This window comes from Polaribacter ponticola, from assembly GCF_026191475.2.
In the GTDB taxonomy this organism is placed as follows: Bacteria; Bacteroidota; Bacteroidia; order Flavobacteriales; family Flavobacteriaceae; genus Polaribacter; species Polaribacter ponticola.
The window spans coordinates 360,850-380,055 of record NZ_JAOSLC020000003.1 but is presented as its reverse complement, the minus strand read 5'-3'; the positions used below and the strand labels follow the sequence as shown (position 1 = coordinate 380,055).

Annotated in this window: 23 protein-coding genes; 5 read left to right on the top strand and 18 right to left on the bottom strand. The window is 27.6% G+C overall.

The window, feature by feature from the left end; genetic code table 11:
• Nucleotides 1–22 precede the first annotated feature (22 nt).
• The 3 genes from N5A56_RS06550 to dinB form a co-directional block, all read right to left on the bottom strand.
• Entirely contained in the window at nucleotides 23–841 is an 819-nt protein-coding gene (locus N5A56_RS06550) for a hypothetical protein (protein ID WP_274270279.1), read from the bottom strand.
• A gap of 90 nt (nucleotides 842–931) precedes the next feature.
• The gene (locus N5A56_RS06545) at nucleotides 932–3,883 is read right to left on the bottom strand and encodes a DNA polymerase III subunit alpha (protein ID WP_088355061.1); all 2,952 of its coding nucleotides are present in this window, start codon (nucleotides 3,881–3,883) and stop codon (nucleotides 932–934) included.
• 6 nt (nucleotides 3,884–3,889) lie between these two features.
• Nucleotides 3,890–5,104, bottom strand: coding sequence for a DNA polymerase IV (gene dinB / locus N5A56_RS06540; protein ID WP_265724757.1), 1,215 nt, complete (start codon nucleotides 5,102–5,104; stop codon nucleotides 3,890–3,892).
• A gap of 53 nt (nucleotides 5,105–5,157) precedes the next feature.
• On the opposite strand from dinB, the gene N5A56_RS06535 reads away from it, so the two are divergent.
• From N5A56_RS06535 to N5A56_RS06525, 4 genes are all read left to right on the top strand, one after another.
• Entirely contained in the window at nucleotides 5,158–5,931 is a 774-nt protein-coding gene (locus N5A56_RS06535; RefSeq protein WP_088355059.1) for an XRE family transcriptional regulator, read from the top strand.
• Between the two features lie 770 nt (nucleotides 5,932–6,701).
• Nucleotides 6,702–7,559 (top strand): WG repeat-containing protein, encoded by an 858-nt coding sequence (locus N5A56_RS06530; protein ID WP_265724755.1) that lies wholly within the window; start codon nucleotides 6,702–6,704, stop codon nucleotides 7,557–7,559.
• Nucleotides 7,556–7,738, top strand: coding sequence for a WG repeat-containing protein (locus tag N5A56_RS17705; RefSeq protein ID WP_420793198.1), 183 nt, complete (start codon nucleotides 7,556–7,558; stop codon nucleotides 7,736–7,738). The genes N5A56_RS06530 and N5A56_RS17705 overlap by 4 nt, the downstream gene beginning before the upstream one ends.
• 66 nt (nucleotides 7,739–7,804) lie before the next feature.
• Nucleotides 7,805–8,011, top strand: coding sequence for a hypothetical protein (locus N5A56_RS06525; protein WP_088355056.1), 207 nt, complete (start codon nucleotides 7,805–7,807; stop codon nucleotides 8,009–8,011).
• Between the two features lie 9 nt (nucleotides 8,012–8,020).
• Here the strand turns inward: N5A56_RS06525 and N5A56_RS06520 are convergent, their stop codons facing one another.
• From N5A56_RS06520 to mnmE, 13 genes are all read right to left on the bottom strand, one after another.
• Nucleotides 8,021–8,248 (bottom strand): hypothetical protein, encoded by a 228-nt coding sequence (locus N5A56_RS06520; RefSeq protein WP_088355055.1) that lies wholly within the window; start codon nucleotides 8,246–8,248, stop codon nucleotides 8,021–8,023.
• A 42-nt stretch (nucleotides 8,249–8,290) separates the two neighbouring features.
• Nucleotides 8,291–8,881 (bottom strand): ParA family protein, encoded by a 591-nt coding sequence (locus tag N5A56_RS06515; protein WP_088355054.1) that lies wholly within the window; start codon nucleotides 8,879–8,881, stop codon nucleotides 8,291–8,293.
• Between the two features lie 245 nt (nucleotides 8,882–9,126).
• Nucleotides 9,127–9,648 (bottom strand): relaxase/mobilization nuclease domain-containing protein, encoded by a 522-nt coding sequence (locus N5A56_RS06510; protein WP_274270278.1) that lies wholly within the window; start codon nucleotides 9,646–9,648, stop codon nucleotides 9,127–9,129.
• 145 nt (nucleotides 9,649–9,793) lie between these two features.
• The gene (locus N5A56_RS06505) at nucleotides 9,794–10,486 is read right to left on the bottom strand and encodes a hypothetical protein (RefSeq protein WP_088355052.1); all 693 of its coding nucleotides are present in this window, start codon (nucleotides 10,484–10,486) and stop codon (nucleotides 9,794–9,796) included.
• A complete protein-coding gene (locus N5A56_RS06500) occupies nucleotides 10,487–10,834 on the bottom strand; it encodes a plasmid mobilization protein (protein WP_088355051.1) in 348 nt (115 codons plus the stop codon).
• A 129-nt stretch (nucleotides 10,835–10,963) separates the two neighbouring features.
• The gene (locus N5A56_RS06495) at nucleotides 10,964–11,356 is read right to left on the bottom strand and encodes a toprim domain-containing protein (protein ID WP_274270277.1); all 393 of its coding nucleotides are present in this window, start codon (nucleotides 11,354–11,356) and stop codon (nucleotides 10,964–10,966) included.
• Nucleotides 11,357–11,523: 167 nt separating this feature from the next.
• Nucleotides 11,524–11,820: a CHC2 zinc finger domain-containing protein gene (locus N5A56_RS06490; RefSeq protein ID WP_274270276.1), complete on the bottom strand. Its 297-nt coding sequence runs from the start codon at nucleotides 11,818–11,820 to the stop codon at nucleotides 11,524–11,526.
• A gap of 87 nt (nucleotides 11,821–11,907) precedes the next feature.
• Nucleotides 11,908–13,065 carry a VapE domain-containing protein gene (locus N5A56_RS06485; RefSeq protein WP_088355049.1) on the bottom strand — a complete coding sequence of 386 codons (1,158 nt, stop codon included), beginning with the start codon at nucleotides 13,063–13,065 and terminating at the stop codon, nucleotides 11,908–11,910.
• Between the two features lie 188 nt (nucleotides 13,066–13,253).
• A complete protein-coding gene (locus N5A56_RS06480; protein WP_337994773.1) occupies nucleotides 13,254–13,451 on the bottom strand; it encodes a DNA-binding protein in 198 nt (65 codons plus the stop codon).
• Complete coding sequence (locus tag N5A56_RS06475; protein WP_088355047.1) at nucleotides 13,448–13,804, bottom strand: hypothetical protein; 357 nt, start codon at nucleotides 13,802–13,804, stop codon at nucleotides 13,448–13,450. Before N5A56_RS06475 ends, N5A56_RS06480 begins: the two co-directional genes overlap by 4 nt.
• A 109-nt stretch (nucleotides 13,805–13,913) precedes the next feature.
• Entirely contained in the window at nucleotides 13,914–14,891 is a 978-nt protein-coding gene (locus N5A56_RS06470) for a hypothetical protein (RefSeq protein ID WP_088355046.1), read from the bottom strand.
• Between the two features lie 3 nt (nucleotides 14,892–14,894).
• Nucleotides 14,895–16,043, bottom strand: a complete 1,149-nt coding sequence (locus N5A56_RS06465) for a site-specific integrase (protein WP_088355045.1) — start codon at nucleotides 16,041–16,043, stop codon at nucleotides 14,895–14,897.
• A 171-nt stretch (nucleotides 16,044–16,214) separates the two neighbouring features.
• On the bottom strand, nucleotides 16,215–17,609 hold the full coding sequence (gene mnmE, locus N5A56_RS06460; protein WP_265724753.1) for a tRNA uridine-5-carboxymethylaminomethyl(34) synthesis GTPase MnmE: 1,395 nt from the start codon (nucleotides 17,607–17,609) through the stop codon (nucleotides 16,215–16,217).
• Between the two features lie 89 nt (nucleotides 17,610–17,698).
• Between mnmE and N5A56_RS06455 the strand changes: the two genes are divergently transcribed.
• A complete protein-coding gene (locus N5A56_RS06455) occupies nucleotides 17,699–18,037 on the top strand; it encodes a DUF4870 domain-containing protein (RefSeq protein WP_265726100.1) in 339 nt (112 codons plus the stop codon).
• 89 nt (nucleotides 18,038–18,126) lie between these two features.
• Here the strand turns inward: N5A56_RS06455 and N5A56_RS06450 are convergent, their stop codons facing one another.
• On the bottom strand, nucleotides 18,127–18,561 hold the full coding sequence (locus tag N5A56_RS06450; protein WP_265724752.1) for a DUF4268 domain-containing protein: 435 nt from the start codon (nucleotides 18,559–18,561) through the stop codon (nucleotides 18,127–18,129).
• Between the two features lie 61 nt (nucleotides 18,562–18,622).
• Entirely contained in the window at nucleotides 18,623–19,204 is a 582-nt protein-coding gene (locus N5A56_RS06445; RefSeq protein ID WP_265724751.1) for a MiaE family protein, read from the bottom strand.
• Nucleotides 19,205–19,206 lie beyond the last annotated feature (2 nt).

Sequence of the window (19,206 nt, the reverse complement as noted above, 5' to 3'; positions counted from 1 at the left end):
AAATTTATCAACACGATTAACATCATTCTACCAATAAAATACTATTATCATCTCCATTAAAATAAGCTCCTAAATCTCCTATTAAATCTGCTCCTTTTGGAGAAATAGCGAAAGCATTATAATCTAAATTTGATTGAATAAATTCATGAATAGATTGTAATGCTAATTTTGATTTGCCAACACCTGCAGGACCAGAAATGATTATAATATCATCAGTAAACAACTTGCTTTTCAGGTTTTTAAGTTCTTCATCTCTATGTAAAAACAGACCAGCTAAAGGTGTAGCAAGTTTCTGTTTACCATTGTCGTATTCTTCTACAAACTTTTCTAACGAAACAACTTGTCCTGTATCTAATGGTAGATTTAAGTAATCTGATGCTATGTTTTTATGATGAAAAAATATTTCATTTGCAAGTGCATCAAGACTGTAATGCATAGGGAGTTTTTCCATAACTTCAAATGCTTCCTTGTTAATTTCTTCAATTTCAACAGCTCTTAAATTTGAATTATAGCATAGAATTATTTCTTGAATTTTATTAATTGGAATATCTGTTTTATCAGTATTCAAACATCCAGAAATATCATCTTTCAGCTTATTTAGTAATCTTTTTCCTTTATGTTCAGTTGTTGTAGATTCTACAAATAAATAAAGCCCATTGGGCATTTGAATAAAAGAATCTGGTGTTCCCTTGGTAGTTTTCTGTTTAATCTCATGAGCTCCATTTCGAGAATATGCTTTATAATCTCTATTCCTTAAACTCAAAAAAGAATCACACAATTCTTGGAATTCAGTATCATTTAAATTTTTAAGTCTTTCTTTAATGCTGGAGAGTTGAATCATTAATAGTTAAGTTAAATATATCTTTTAGATAAAAATAGTGAAACCAGTTGAAATATAATTATGGATTTCTATAATTATATGTTTATATAATTAATTTCTCGGATCAACAGCAATACTCATTTTTTTAGATTGAATTATATTCATACTACAAAACCCATATCTATTGGTGATTTTTCCATAACAACCATAAATTCCCATTCCGTTTATTGGATATTGATGCACCACATCTGTAAAATGAACAGCATCAAAATAATGTCCATCTTCATCTATAAATGTGCTTAAACGCATTAGTTTTCCTTGCGAAGTTTTATTGTAGCGAGTATTTACAAGCATTCCATAAATCAATACATTTTTATTGCTAAAAGCATTCATTTCTTTGGCTTTTACGCTTGGTAAAAAAGGTTCTGTAACCAACTTAAAATAATTATGAATTGTAAAACCCAATAATTCCATCTCATCATACACATTTTCCAACCAATGAAATTTTAATTTCGGAATCTCATATTTTGTAGTTTTTATTTTAAATAATTGTGATTGTTTCGTTTTTTGTTTCGTGGCATTTGTCTTAAAAATTGAGTGCCATAATAATTCAGTTTTTGTTTTCTTTGTAAATCGAAAAGCATCAATTTTAACAAGTATCGTTAGCTGTTCAATAGAAATTGCAATTCGATCTATAAAATTATCTATAGAAAGAAAAAGTCCGTTGATTTGACGTTCTGTTAAGAGTTTCTTAACTGTGATATCTTCCAAATTCTTTAAATATCCAAAACCTAAAAAGATTGTTTTTCCAATAACAGAATTAGCGTGATCACTTTTATTAATGCAAGGTAATTCAATGGTTGCGCCACACATTTTAGCTTCGTGAATATAATGTTCAGTTGAGTAGAAGCCACCACCGTTATTTAAAACTGCAACCATAAATTCAATAGGGTAGTAGCATTTTAAAAATAAACTCTGATAACTTTCTACTGCATAAGAAGCTGAATGTCCTTTTGCAAAAGCATAACCTGCAAAAGATTTAATCTGATTCCAAACTTCAAATGTCAATTCATCTTTAAACCCTTTTTTTCTGCAGTTGGAAATAAATTTATCTTCAACTCCTTTAAATTCTGCTAAAGACCTGTATTTTCCACTCATTCCACGTCTTAAAACATCAGCTTCACCCAAAGATAAATCTGCAAATTTATTGGCAACTTTCATCACATCTTCTTGATATACCATAACTCCATAGGTTTCAGGCATAATTTCTAATAAAATTGGGTGCGCTTCTTTTCGCTTTTCAGGAAAACGATGTCTCTTGATAAATTCTTCTTTCATTCCCGAGCCAGAAACACCAGGGCGAATGATAGAACTTGCTGCAACCAAACCTAAATAATCTTGCGTTTGTAGTTTTTGCATCAATCCACGCATTGCTGGAGATTCCACATAATACGCACCAATTGCGCCACCAGTTTTTAAAAGGTTATTTATTTTTTTATCCTTCTTAAAACTTTCAATATCTGTAATATTGATTGGCGGATGATCTGGATTATTTATTTTGATAATTTCTAAAGCATCTTTAATTTTTGCCAAACCTCTTTGCCCTAAAATATCAAACTTAAAAATACCCACATCGTCTGCAATATTCATATCATATTGAACAGTAGGAAATCCTTTTGGAGGCATAGAAGTAGCTGAAAAATAATGAATGGGTTTGTCTAAAATTAAAACGCCTGCAGAATGTACACTCACATAATTTGGAAAACCTTCAATCAATTCTCCATATTTTAAAACCAATTTAGAGATATCATCCAATTGATTAGATTTTACGCCTTTACTTAACTTGTCAATTTCTTCTTTTGGCAAACCAAATACTTTCCCCAGTTCACGAACAACAGCTTTGTATTTAAAGGTATTGTAAGTCGCTAATAATGCAACATTATCAAAACGATTAAATATATATTGAGTGACTGTATTTCTGTCTTTCCAAGAGAAATCAATATCAAAATCGGGAGGAGAAGCTCTAAATGGATTTATAAATCGTTCGAAATACAAATCTAATTCCACTGGATCTACATCTGTAATTCCAAGAATATAAGCGACTATACTATTTGCTCCAGATCCTCTACCAACATGAAAAAAGTTGTTTCTTTTGGCATAACTAATAATATCAAAATTGATTAAAAAGAAAGAAACAAACTTCAAATCCACAATAACATCTAGCTCTTTTTTTAAACGAGCTAACACTTTTTCACTCGGGTTTTTATAGCGATTGTAAATTTTAGCATCACACAATTCTAAAAGCATTTTACAATCTTCTTCAAACGAATTCAAATATAAATTTTGATTCTGATTGACTCTTTCATCATCAAAACCGAAATCAATATTACAAGTATTTAGAATTGCTTTTGTGTTTTCTACGATGTTTGGAAACTCTTCAAAATGCTTTAAAATTTCAGAATTTGAATACATTATATCTGTTTGTTTGCATTCTTCAGAAGTACACAATTTACTTAATAAAGTATTATTGTCTATCGCACGTAATAACCGGTGCGCATTAAAATCTCTTTTATTTCTGATAGTTACTTGTTGTTGAATGACTAATTTATCAGTAAAATTATTCAAATAGGAAAAACGAAGTTTCTTAATTTCTCCCACAGAAACTCCGATAAACTCATTGCTTTTGAAAGTGGAAAGATTCAGCTCTAAAACTTTTTCAAAAGGGAAAATAATGTATACATCTTCCAAATTTTTCGGTTTATCTGGAAAAGGAATTTTATTTTCTAAAAAATGAGATAAATATCGATTGATATTCTCAAAACCTTTGTTATTTTTTGCTAATGCTACAAATTGTTGCTGATTTCCATTTCTAAAATCAACACCAATAATTGGCTTAATATTTGCTTTTTTAGCCTGTTGTACAAAATTGATACAAGCAGAAGTATTATTAATATCAGTTAATGCAATTATCTCAATTGAATTTTCTTGCGCAAGTTTTAACAATGAAACTTCCGAAAAAGTTCCAAAACGTAAAGAATAATAAGAATGACAATTCAAATACATAACGCATTATTGTTTTCTATGTGCTAAAACTAAAGGAGGTTCGCCATTAAAGGGGTTACTGAAACGCCCAATAGATTTCGCACCCATTGAAGCTGCTCTCATAATACTCAACTCACCATATTTATTACGAACATTGTCCATAGCATTGTATAAATGCAACATTTGTTCAGTATCATCAAAAAGGTTTATTTGATAATTTCCACTAACGATATCAGAAATTTTTACGCCAACCAATCGAATTAATAATCTACGTTGATATAATTTTTTAAAGAGTTCTAAAACTGCAGGAATGATAATATGATCGGCACTTGTATAGGGGATTTTGACTTGTTTGCTGTACGTATTAAAGTCCGAATATCGAATTTTCACACTAATTGTAGAAGCTAATTTATCTCCCTTTCTTAACTGATAAGACAAGTTTTCTGCCATTGCAAAAATGGTATTCTTTAGTTTTTCCATATCAATGGTATCTTTATTAAATGTTCTTTCTGTGGATAAAGATTTACGTTCATGAAAAGCAATTATTGGAGGATTGTCAATTCCATTTGCACGTTTCCAAATGGTTTTTCCATTAGCGCCCAAAACACTAATCATCATTTCTAAAGGCATTTCTTGAATTACACGAACTTTGTCAACCCCAAGGTTTCTTAAAGTTTGATATGTTTTTTCTCCAACAGAAGGAATTTTACGGATTGATAAAGGTGCTAAAAAGGCTTTTTCAAATCCATCATTAATCAATAATTGATTGTTTGGTTTTGCTTCGCCAGTCGCTACTTTAGAAACAATTTTGTTTTGAGACATTCCAAAAGAAATGGGTAATCCAATTTCAGAGATAATGCGTTGGCGTAATTCTGATGCATATTTATAACTTCCAAAAAAAGCATCCATTCCAGACAAATCAGCATAGAATTCATCAATACTTGCTTTTTCAAAAATGGGTACTTTTTCTTTGATAATTTCAGTAACAATATCAGAATATTTAGAATAAATACTTGTGTTTCCTCGAATAATAACGGCTTCAGGACACAGCTTTCTAGCAATTTTCATAGACATGCCAGAATGCACACCAAAACGTCTGGTTTCATAACTACAAGCTGCCACAACACCTCTGTCTCCAGTTCCACCCACTAATAAAGGTTTCTTTTTTAGTTTGCTGTCTATCAGTCTTTCACAAGAGACAAAAAAAGTATCTAAATCTAAATGTAAAATATTCTTTTTCATAACACAAAATTAAGCTACAAATACATACATTTGTTGCTTGTAATTGTAGCAATATGAAAATTTTAGCAAAAAATATCAAACATTTAAGAGGTTTAAAGCGATTTAGTCAAGAGGTTTTGGCAGAAGAATTGGCTGTAACAAGATCAAGAATAAGTTCTTATGAAGAGAATAGATCATCGCCAACCATAGAGTTTTTGATAGACTTTTCAGAATATTTTAGACTTCCCATTGATATTTTGGTAAAAAAAGATTTGACCAAAGCTACAGATGTTTCTTTTATAGAAGTTGGCGATAAGAGAGTTTTATTTCCAATTACTGTTGATGTAGATAATGAAAATTTAATAGAAGTAGTTTCTGTAAAAGCATCTGCAGGATATTTATTAGGGTATGATGATCCTGAATTTATAGAACAATTAGAAAAAATAAAACTACCTTTTTTACCAACTGGAAAACATAGAGCTTTTCCAATTAAAGGGGATTCTATGTTACCAATGAAAGATGGTTCTTATGTGGTTGCAGAATTTGTAGAAGATATCATAAATGCAAAAAGTGGCGTCTCTTATATCGTAATTACAAAAAATGATGGATTGACTTATAAGCGATTAGAAAATCAAATTGAAGAGAATCAATCTTTCTTATTAAAACCAGATAATCCATCTTACCAACCTTATGAAATTCCTGTTTCTGAAGTTTTAGAACTTTGGAGTTTTACTTGCAGTATAAATACACAAGAATACGAGGAACACGAACTAAAAATGAGTAGTATTATTCAAATGTTTACTGGGTTAGGAGTGGAGTTGGAAGCTTTGAAGAAGGCAGTACAGTAAGCTATAAAACTAATATTCTATAATTATATATTTAAGGAATTATATAAATGTATACTATTCAATTTTCTTTTGGTTTAATTTAGTAATTAGTTTAATTTCATAAAAAGTTTCCTTAAATTTGATACAAATAAATTTATGATTATATAAAGAATTAAAATATTAACATATAAAGCGTAATAGCTTTTGATTTGGTTTTAAGAAACTCGCCAGTTTTACAACCCTCCAATTTCAAAGTTAAGACGCCCACGTTCTGCGTGGGCTGTTCTTATTTGGAGGGAAGGTTTCTGGCGAGACCACTTAGACCGATAAGATTCAGTTCCACGTTTTTTTATGCCCAAAATTATGAACGATAACTTTTCCAAAAGACAATTAAAAATTTTACACCTCCTTGAAGTCAAATATAATTTTGATACCTCGTTAGTATTCAAGATGTATTTACCGCTTTTTTTTGAAGATGAAAATGCAGATAGTATACTTAAACAAATTGAGACGTTTGAAGATGAAAGTAAAAATCCAAAAGTAGTTAGGCGTAACATTTCTATTCTACTAAATAACAAGTTCATTGAAAAATTACATAGTTTATAAATAAAAAAAATGATTGAAATGAAAAAAATAAAAATTTTAATGTTAGTAGTTTTGTGCTATGTAAATATATACTCTCAAAAAAAGTAGATGCAGAGAACTTTTACTGCTTTACTAATAATTATGCACTTGTAAAAAAAGGAAATGATTTAAGATTTATTGACAAATTAGGGAATATCATACCTGAAATGAAAGTAAATCAAAGCGTTCAATATATTACTTCTACAGATTATGGAATGCAAGGAAATAATATCTATATCACTAAAGAGCAAAGTGGTTCTGGTATTAAAAATACTAAAGGAGAATTTCTTTTCGAACCTTTCTATAATATAGAAAGCTTTCATGGTTATTTTATTCTCAATCCAAATTTAAACTCCAAAAAAGATGATTTTATTATCATAAATAAAAACGGGAAAATAATTTACAAAGAAAAAAACACTTCTAAAAAGCAAGTTTTTCCAATTAATGATGAAATTTTTGCAATTCGATATCAAAAAAATAATAACTCATATGTAGCAAATAATTATGGATATTCAGAAATAAAAAACATTAAAACAGGTAAAGTTACAGAAAGAGTTTTCAGTAGTGTTCTTCCAGAAGTTAATGGACTTATTAAGGCTTATAGATATAATGAGAAAGAAGGAGCTGGAAAATGGGGTTTTTTAGACGAAAATTTTAAAACTGCTATTGGTTTTATTTACACAAATAAACCAGGAGATTTATATGATAATAGAATTTTAGTAAAGTCAAAGGATAGAAAATACGGATTTATAGATAAAAGAGGTAGATTAATTATTGAAGCAAAATTTTTAGAAGCAAAGCATTTTGTGAATGGTTATGCTATGGTAAAACTCCATAAGAAAAAATATAGTAAAGAGTCAAAAAAGTATAATTACGGTTATAGAGTTATAGACGTTAATGGTAGAATTATTCGTGATTTGGAAGATGCAGTTCCTGCAACATTTCACAGTTTAAAATCTATAAATGCTATTGAAAACGAAGGAGTTGTTAGAATTAAAATAAATCAAAAAAAGGGTTTCCTATAAATTATATTTTAGATATTAAATCAGGTGAAATTATTGAAACAAAATATAGAAGAATTTATAGATTTAATTCAGGTTTAGCCCTTGTCGAATTTATTAATGAAAATAAAAAAATGACTTACGGTTACATAGATAAAAAAGGAGAACTGAAAATCATGAAAGAAGTGAGGAATAAATTTTAATTTAATAAATTCTTTATTCAATCATAGCAACAGTAAATAATATTCTATTATAAAAAATTAAAAAACATGAGTTACATAAATAAATTAAATTCAGAAGAAATTGATTTTTTAATGAATCATTCTGAGGGTTTGAAAAGCGAGAAGATAGATTCTAAAATTTTAGAAGAATATAACAACGAAAATGCTTTATCCAATTTCAAGGAAGATAAAGCATTTAGGTTAAATTTTAAATCTTCTGATACTATTGAACAGATTCCGTTATTTCCAGTCTAATAACCTTTATTAATTGGCTTTAAAGGAGTTTTCAATTGCATTTATAATTATGCTTTTAATGCTAACATCATTATTTAAAGCTTTTTGCTTTAACTTTTTTAATAAAGACTTTTCAATGTAAAAAGAGAATTGAACATCATCTTTCTTTTCAGCTATTGGCAATACTTTTTGGGTTGTCTTGTTCTGCTCATTAGACTTGACTTTGTTTATTAAATCACTAATATTTTGTTTTTCCATAATAGTATAATTATAGTTTTATATAAATGTAGATTTATATAATTATATAAGTTTTGTTAACACCTCTTTTGTTAAATTATTTAATTGTTTTTGCGCATTTCTATCTTTTTGAACTCCACCTACCAAAACAGACCTTGTAAAAGCGACTAAATCAGAAATATGTGTTTTAGCAATTGGTACATTATACTCTTCTAAACCTATTAAAATGTCTAATGTTAATGTGGTATTCGCCTTTATCATATTAAATATCACTAATGCCTTATGGAGCTTTTTTTCTGCTTCAATTAAGTCAATTGTACTTTTAACAGCAAGTAAGTCTAATATTCCAGCTTTCGTTGGTATCAAAATTAAATCGGCTAAACTTATCAATTTTGGTAACTGATTGGATAAATATGGTGGAGTATCTATCAAAATGAAATCAAAGTCCATTTTTTTGATATTTATAATTTCTTTCTGATATGTAATAATTTCAAAATCAGTAACCATTTTTTTCAAACTGATTAAACTACCTTGTAAATCTAAATCAATGACTAATATTTTTGCGTGTTTAGATAAAGAAATGGCAAGATTAAAGGTTAGTGTTGTTTTTCCAACACCACCTTTTTGGTGGGTTACAAGGATTATTTTAGGCATTTATATTGCTTTTTTAAGTGGTTTAATTTTTTAGCATTCATCATTATCTTTTTCTCTTTTTTCGCTTCTTATTTCTATCTACATCACTTATTAAGCTATCTGAATTATCAATAAAGTTATCTGCGGAGTTTTTTGTCTTATTTGAAATGAATTTTTGGCTATTATTTTTTAAGGATTCTGTTATTATTTGGTTCTTATGCTGTTCTTTCTCCTTACTTTCATAGCTAAACATTCGCTTTATATTATTAAGAGAGAGTTTTCTGTCTATTGCAGAACCTTTTTTTAATCCCATTTTCATCTGTAAATGAAATGCCTCTTCCAACTTTTACCTTAATGTTTTGATTTTTAAGTATAAAAATTAAGTCATCTAAGTTATCTGAAAATGTAACTGCTTTGAGTATTTTGTCTTTTAATAATATAGTTCGCTTGTCTTGAGAAATAAAATCTTCTTCTTTTCTTATAGCTTCTAATCTTCTTTTAACTTTACGTAATTTATATTTTTGCTCTACCATTCTTGCAAAATCCATATTTTTATAATGGGTGTAATTATCTCTTACAGCTAAATTGTTTTTTTTAATTCTACTAGCAACAATATGTATATGTTCTTTGTCCGTGTTTTCCATATGTATATATACAGCATATAAATTATTCTCAAATCCAATTTTTTTTGCGTAAGATTTAGAGATGTCAATCCAATTTTGATTATTTAAAATTCCTTTATCCTCTGGGGCTATTCTCATTTTAATATGAAAAGTTTTTTTAAACACCTTTCATTTATCTGCTCGATTTGTTTCATTTGCTGATAAATTTGATTTGCATTTCCTAAACATTCATTAGCATGCAAAAATTCTCCTCCTTTTTGACAATAATTAAGAGCATTATGGCAAAAATCAATAGTTTCTAGTTGAATTATCATTCAAGTTCTTTTAATTGTTTTTCCAATTCTTTCTTTTTAATACTTTTATTATACATGTTAAATAATTGATTATATTCTTTTGTGATTGCAGAATCATTTTGTTTAATTTTATTTAGAAGTCTAGAGTATTGATTATCTAATTTACCATCATCTTTATAATAGAGAAGATAGAGATAATTGTAAAAGTTTTGATAGTTTTTAATTTCTAACTGATTAGTATTCCTTTCTTTCAAGTAAGGAGGGATGTATTTAAAACCATAAGAAAATATAAGTAAGCATATTATAGATATTAATAATAATTTTGAAGTAAATGGTGAATCTTTACCGAAAATTATAATCTCTTTTTTTATAGAGTTATTAATTGGAGTTTTATGATTTTGAATAGTTTTTTCTAAATTCTTCGATATTTTTTCTAGACTAACCTCTAATTTTTTCTTATTCAGAACTTCGTTATTAGAATTTTTAAAGATTCTTTTAAGTTCTTCTGATATTTCTAATATTTTTTTATTTAAAGATTCTAATTTAATGCCATGATTTTTATTATTTACTATGTCTATTTTATTAGATATACTATTTAATTTATCTTCATTATTATCATTATTTAATTGATCAATTTTGTTAGAAATACGATCTAAATTATCAACCACATTTTGCATTAATTTTAAAAGGTAATTTTCGTTTTCTGACATTTATAATTGAGATTTAATTTCTAAAATATGTTCATTTAATAACTCTATACTTTTCAAAACTTCTATTTGATCTCCAACTTGAAACTGTAATCCAGAATTTAATTTTTTAGCAATCTGATTTAAATTCACGCCAATTTTATTAAGTTGAGAATTGTATTGTTTTGTTTCAATTTTCATTTTTTTAGGTTCAAATATTGGTCTTCCTAATTTCTCTAAAACTATATTTCTTATAAAAAAAGATGGTTTTATTTGTAGTAACTCACAGTGATTTTTTATGAGTTCTTTATCTTTTAAATTTATATAGAAAACCATTTTTACTTTAGGGTTTGTCTTATCTTTTTTAATCATAATTAAATTTATTTTTTTACTCTTATGAACATTTTTTATGTGAATAAGCCAGGTGTATTCAGTTTTTATTTAGTGCACGAAGTAGGCACTAAATGGAAACTGAATGCACTCCTGGCAAAGCCACTGTTGCTATTGTTTTATATTTGTTAAGTATTCATTTAGATCATTATAATTTTTATAGTGTATACGATTATCTATAATTGAGTTTTTGAATTTCATTTTTAAATATGCAGTAGCTTTATTTCCTGCGTTATCATTATCGAAAAATAATTTTATAGTATCGTAATCGATTAATAAGTTGGTTACTTTACTTACCATAGAAGTAGAGTTAAGAATGATGAAATTTTCTTTTGGGATTTGTTTTTTAATTGTCAAATACGATAAGAAGTCAGACCAAGATTCGAAGATTGAAACAATTTTAGAATTGTTATTAATTGTTGTAATTTCCTTTTTCCCCAGGCAAATTTTTCTAAAATTTTCACTGATAATGTTTGTGATTTCTAATCCGCCGGAATCATTCATAAATCCAATTCCAAATATTTCGTTACCATTAGAAAAAGAATAGTGTACCTGAAAGCAAAATCGTTTAGCAAATTGTAAATTGATTTTCCGATTAGAAACATAATCTAATAATTTCTGATTGTTAAGTTCTGTTACTTTTTTTATAGAATAAGTTGGAATAGTTTCATTTATAACAGTTTTTTTTGCTGGTGAACAGGAAAAGTATTTTCTGATAAAATTATTAAAGCTTCTTTAATTGAACAGTTATTGTATTTCATTATAAAATCTATAATAGTTCCTCCGATTCCTTCACCAAAGTCATACCAAACATTTTTATTAATATCAATTTTAAAAGATGGCGTTTTTTCATTATTTCTAAAAGGTGAGTAAAACCAAATATCTTTTGTATAAGTTTTACCAGTTTTAAATCCTTGTTTTTTTAGATATGAAGCTAGGTCTATTTGTTTTGCTTTTTTACAATTCATTTTATTTTTCTTTTGGTGATTTTATCTTACCCATCTTACCTTTTTTATAAAAAAGGTAAGATGGGTAAGATCATTTAAGGAAAACTTTTATTTTTTTCGTAACTTGATTAAGTATCCTTTTACTCCTGTGATTTTGCTGTTGATTCTTTTAAATTTTAACTTTCTTAAAACTTTACCAATCGCTATGTGACTTACAGACGAGTACTCTTTCTTAATTATCATTGTTATTGTTGTGGTTGTCATGAAATGATCTCTATTATCTGATTTTTCAAATAGTTGATTTATTAAATCTTCTTCGATAGTTGACTGTTTATAGTTTGCATTCCTTTTTTCATTTTCTTTTATGTCATTTACAGTTAAATCACAATTAAATGCTTCATCCTTGTAGGCTAGATGAAAAGCTTGCTCCCAAACTTTATTGATATCAATGTCTTTTGAGTAATTAAAATCAATCTGACCTATCAGCTCTATGCAGACCCATCTAACATTGCCTGTTTCGTCTTTTAAAAAATTTATAAGGTTAGTTGAGCCGATAAAGGAGCAATTCCGGGTCTGGTGAGAGTTGTGTTTTGCATATGGTAACCTAATGTTTATATGTGTTTTTGAAAACATAGATTTATAGGCGTTTATGTATTTTGCCGAAAGTTTATCTATTTCATCTAAATTGATTAAAAGATTTTTACATAGTTGGACTAGTCCATCTCTATCATCACTGATGTTTTCTGCTATATGTTTTTTCAATTCAGGAGGGCATAAAAACCTACATAGTGTGCTTTTTCCAGAATTTTGTTCTACTTGCACAAATACAATACATTGTTTGTTGTAGAAATCTTCTTCCAATGCAGTTTTTACAGTTCTTGCAAGCCACTTTTTTAAATGATATTCAAAAAAGATATTATCATCAGTTGGAATATATGAGATTAGTTTTTTAATATGGTCAATCTCATCCCATTTATTAAGGTTCTTGAAGTACTCTTTTAAAGGGTTAAATTGTTTTATATAATTAGAGCCTAAATAGGTATAAAAATCATCTTTTTTAAATTTGATTTTCTTTTTTGTTAGTTCAATTCTTAATGAATTTTCATTTAGAACCTTCCATTTTTTAGAATCTTTAAATTTTATAAGATATTCATGAGATATTATATTAAATACTATATCATATCTTTGTTTTAAATAATTATCAATTAAATCAAATACCGTTTTATTAGATAATTTAATGTTCACATAAAGTTTTTGTTCATCCATTTTATTAGATAAGTTGGAAACTGTATATTTGCATATACAATATTAAGTTAGACTATAATTTTGTTAGACAAAAAGCATAAAAGAATTGCAGTTCTTTTATGCTTTTCTTTTGTTTTGAAGTGTATAGGTTAGAGCTTCAGATTCTATATCCTGCTTACATTTAACTTCATTTTGAAGCATCCAAGACTCTAACTTTTCTTTTTCAAAAAAATGCTACCTTTATTAGGCTTACTATGAGGAATTTCTTTCAAACTCGTTAATTTATACAAATAGCTTATTTTGTATCCAGTTACTTCAGAGGCTTCTTCAATATTTAAAACTTTCTTTTTAAAGAGTAAAAGTCTTTCAATCCTTTCCAATCTTTCATATAATTTTATTATATTCATAATGTTTTGGAATTTAGATTATTAATGGTTTTAGAAGTTTGAATTTCTTCTATTTCAAATTTTATAATATTTTCTAACGACTCAATAAATGTCCAATTTTCAATGTTTTTGTCATAATTTCTTTCCACGTATATGTGGTGAAACCATTCAAAAAAATCATTAATATCTGGCATTTTTTTACTAAAAATTATTTTAGCATCATCCATTAAAGCCAAAAAAAGGCTTAATTTTTCGATATCATTCTGATTTAATTCTGCCTCTTTTTGTTTTAGGGTAGAATAATCTGTTAAAGTTTGGAAAAAGATGTCTGATAGTTCATCTTTTGATAATTCCTTTTTTATTATTGTATTCATAATTAATTGTATATTAATTTTGAACAAAAACGTTTTTGTCTTCCTTGATTAAGAATTCTGAAACAAAGTAAAGGAAAGTAAATAGTAGAAGTGTTTAGATTGTATATATCTAAACAGATTTTAACAATTTGTACATTAATTGATCTTCATCTTTTTTGTCATTCGTTCTTTCTCTTCTTTGAGATGCTGAAATTGAGCCAGCGGTAAAAAAACCTTTAATACCAGACGTGTTTTTAAAGAGTTTTGATTTTTCAATATCTTTTAATGTTAATGATACTTTATACCTTTTACAGAACCATTTCTGAAATATGTAAGTTTGATAGTGGTCCATAATTAAATATATCAAAGAACCATGTTCGTTCCAAGGCTTTAATAGAACATTAATAAAGTCTTCAACTTTAGTTGTTTCGGTATTTATAAAATCAATTTTTAAAACATTATATAATTTTGTTAGATCTTCTTCTAATATATTTAACTTGAAACTATTATTATCCATATTATTTTCAAGATTTACTATTTGAGAAATTAAAATTTCATTTTCTTTTTTTAAACCTTTCCAATTATTAATTTTATAAATTAAACTATTTTCTAAATAATCTAAAATAGAGGATCTACTAAATATAGAGTTAGTGTTTTCAAATTTTTTCCAAGTATTACTCTCAAAGTTTATTGAAGATTCTTTTTCTAATTTTTCTTGTACTATTGACTTAATTAAATTATTAATAATAATTTCACATATTTCTTTTTGACTTTCATGTAGATCTTGATTGGAACAATTAAATCTAAAATCTTCATAATTTCTATAATCACCAAATGAAAAAAATAAATTACAATTTTCTTGGGAAAGTATTAAGCCTGGATCTTTTCGCAATAAAGATGAAATTATACCCATAAACTGAATTAATGAAGTTTCAGAAATTCTAAATTTTATTTCATCTCTATCAAAATTTCTCAATTTTGTAAATGCATTTAAAATATATCTGGTGTTAAAATCTGATTGAAAGTCTACAAATTGTCCTTTAGAAATAAGTAATTCTAATTCTTTATCATTTAGATTTCTATTTTTGTTGTATTCGAAATTACTCATAATCTATAAAATATTTAATTCAGGTATTAAAGTTGCAGCTTCTTTCATTTTTTTATCAATGATTTTTGCATATATTTCTGTGGTGCGAATTTCTTTATGTCCAAGTCTTTTAGAGACTGTATAAATGTCTGCTCCATTCTCTAAAAGAAGTACAGCATTGGTGTGACGGGCAGAATGAAAAGTTATGTGTTTTGTAATACCTGCAAACATGCACCAGCGTAAAAGAATCAAGTTCATTTGTGCGCTATAATGTAAATTGACAAAAACCCTGTCGTTTTCATCTTTTCTTTCTCCTAATAATTCTCTGGCTTGTTTTGATAGATATAAATATTCAACTCCATTAGTTTTCTTTTGAGAAAAAACTAATCGATGAATGTCTTTTCCGTCTTCATCTTTTCCTTCGTCTCTAATTTCACTCCATATCATTTTATTAATATCTGACCAACGAATACCACTCAAGCAACTGAATATAAATGCAGATTTCAAAACTGGGATTTTGCAATCAGTTTTAGATAGATTTTGAAGCTCGTCAATAGATAAATATTCTCTATGAGTTTCACCCATTGGAATGCTTTTAACCTTACTTACAATATTTTCATTAAGATATCCTTCTTCAAAAGCTGCGCTTAAACAGGCTTTAAATTTATTGTAGTAAGTGTGTTTTGTGTTTTGAGATAAAGGAGCACCAGACTTGGCAGTAGCTTTAGTGTGTAAAAATTTTTGAAAATTTTTAACAAAATCTATATTTACATCTTCAAAGGTTGTGCTAATAGAACAAAATTTTTCAATATGTTTTCCAGCAGCTTCCCAATTATCATAATTCTTTTCAGATTGATAGCGTTCTTCTTTTTTAGATTTATAAAATTGAAGAAAACTATGTTTACTTTTATTTCCGTTTTGAATTTTAAACTTCCCTTGATAATAATCAGCTTGTCTAATTGAAAGTATTTTTTCTGCAAGTTCAAGAGTCTCTTTATTAGTGTCTTTTTCCTTTTTAGATTTAGGGTCAATAATTAAATATTTCTTTAAATATTCAAATTCTCTATTGTGTTTGGATTTTCCTTTTTCATCAGTAAAAGTACCTTTGTAGTATTCTATGAAGAGGCTATATTTACCTGTATTTAGTTTTTTCTTTTTTAGAGTAATTTTCATAAAAGGTGGATTTTTTTACACCTCAATGGAAATTAGTAGTTTTGAGGTGGATTTTAGCGTCCAATATTGTCCTCCAAAAGTAAATTAAAAGAAAATGAAATCAAAGAAAAAACAGATAAAATACTGATTTTAAGTATTTTGTTTTCCTTTAGTTACCTTTGTTTTACTTTTTTACTTCCCAATACAGAAATTTCCAAAAATGTGTCCAAGTATGTCTTTGTCAACGTCATATTCACCAGTAATATTACCTAAATGGCGTAAGCACTCTCTAATATCAATAGAAAACAAATCTGTAGATATTTCTAAATCTATACCATGTTGCACAGAATTAATTGCTGTTAAAGCATTATTTAAAGCTTCAAAATGACGAGAATTGGTTACAATAGTTTCGTTATTACTTAAAGCACCTATATTTACTAAAGAAGTCAACTCGTTTTTTAACTCCTCAATACCGGTTTTATTTTTTGCAGATAATAAAATTAAATTTTCAATACTACAGGATAGGGCTGTAGCATCAATTTTAGATAGTGTGTCAATTTTATTAGCAATTATTAATAATCTTTTATTCGGAAAACGCTTTTTAATGTTATCAATTTCTTCTTGGTTCTTCGTTTTAGATTCTAGGTTTTTAGAAGCATCAATCAAAAAAATAATTAATTGTGCTTTTTCTGCTTTTTCATACGCCTTTTTAATTCCAATACTTTCAACAGCGTCTTCCGTTTCTCTAATTCCTGCAGTATCTATAAATCTAAAAGCAACACCATCAATAATAATTTCGTCTTCAATTGCATCTCGTGTTGTACCAGCAATATCAGAAACTATGGCTTTTTCTTCGTTTAAAAGAGTGTTTAATAAAGTAGATTTTCCAACATTAGGTTCACCTATTATGGCAACAGGAATTCCATGTTTCATAGCGTTACCAAAAGAAAAAGAATCTATTAATCGTTTTAAAACAAATGTAATTTTTACTACCAATTCTTTAAATTTTGTTCTATCAGCAAACTCAACATCTTCCCCAGAAAAATCGAGTTCCAACTCAATTAAAGCGGCAAAATCTAATAATTTAATACGTAAATCTTTCAATTCATTAGTGATTCCACCACGCATTTGTTGTATTGCCATTTGATGACTTGCAGCAGAATTAGAAGCAATTACATCTGCAACAGCTTCTGCCTGACTTAAATCCATTTTACCGTTTAAAAAAGCACGCATGGTAAACTCGCCATTATCTGCCATTCTACAACCATTTTGTAAGAATAATTTAATAATTTCTTGCTGAATAAAGCTAGAACCATGACAAGAAATTTCTACAACATTCTCGCCAGTATACGAATTCGGATTTTTAAAAACAGATACTAAAACTTCATCTAACAATAAATTATTTTGTATAATATGTCCTAAATGAATGGTATGCGACTGCTGACTTTTTAAGGTTTTTCCTTTCTTAATCGATCTAAAAAAACCATCAACAATACTTATAGCACTGTTACCAGAAAGTCTAATTACAGAAATAGCACCTACACCAGCAGGAGTAGCCAAAGCAATAATTGTATCTTTGTATATCATGCTGCAAATATAAAAGGATATATAGGTTTTTTGTAACAAAACAAATCATTTTGCGTCAAATAAGTATGAAACTAAACTTAACCACCCAAATGAAAGAAGACAATCAACTATTAGTGCTAACACATCTAAGCCAATTACTAGATTTTATAACCGGTATTGGAGGCTTTATTGTACCTTTAGTTCTGTGGCTTACCAAAAAAGATGAAGTTTTAGGAATGGATTTTCACGGTAAAGCAATTTTAAACTTCAGAATTTCTATGTTTATTTACATTTTAATCTGTATTCCATTAATTTTGTTACTAGGTTTAGGTGTAATTGGTTTAATAGCAATTGGAATTTTTTACCTAATTTTCCCTATTATAAATGCAATAAAAGCGAGTAATAATGAACCACCTAGTTATCCATTTTCTATTAATATCATAAAATAAAAAAGAAAGAGTAGAAGTGAAATCGCCATATTTTGGCGATTTTTTTGCTATAAATATTTACGTCTTTTACTTTTAAATATAGTGTTTGTTTATATAGCCTGATTTATAAATTCTTCATATTCATAGAAGAAGAGTTCGAACTTAGGCATCGTTTCTACAAAGAATTCATAACAATCTCTCCAAGAATTTTTATTATGAATACTAAATTTGGCTTCTAACGGAACATAAATTCTTCTAATTATTTTTCCGCTTTCTAATTCATACGTTTCATCAAAAATTACTTCTGGTATTTCAGTTTCTAATAATACCTTTAAAGAAAGCATTTGATCGTATAATAATTCACTCGCAATATCTTCTGGGTGTTCAATATCTAAACAAACCAAAGCTTTTTTTCTATCAGCAACAAATTTAAAAGAAAACCCCTTTATTTTTGTGTCGTATAATAACCATTTTCTTGGAAAAGATTTTCCAAAACTAGTCCAGAATTCTTTACGTAAAAGTGCCGCTTCGTCTTTTGAAAACATGTATTTAGTTATCAGTTATCAGTTTCAATGATAGTTGTTTATTGGTAATTTTTCAATGATTTTACCCATGAATTTTAGCTAAGTTACCACGTTCTTTCATCATTTCAGCTTCAAAAGCAACAAGAGCATTCCATTTTGCATCAACAATTTCTCTTTCTTGGTATTTACGTGCAAATTGTAAAAAAGTGGTATAATGATTTGCTTCAGAAATCATTAAATTATTATAGAATTTAGACAATTCTTCATCTTCCATATTTTCAGAAAATACTTTAAAACGTTCGCAGCTTCTAGCTTCAATTAATGCAGCAACTAATAAACGTTGTACCAGAGCATTGGTTCTATCTTTTGTTTTGTTAAAGAATTTTTGCAATTTTATTGCATAATCGTTTTTTTGCTCACGTCCTAAAACCATACCTCTTTTTACCATAAGCAAATGTACCATTTTAAAGTGTTGCATTTCTTCTATAGCAATATTACTCATTTCTTTTACAAGCTCTGTTTCTTCTGAGTAATTAATAATAATGGATACTGCATTAGAAGCAGCTTTTTGTTCTAAAAAAGCATGATCTGTGAGTATTTGTTGTAAGTTATCTTTAGCAATATCTGCCCAAGAAGTTTCTGTTTCAAATTGTAAACCTAACATTC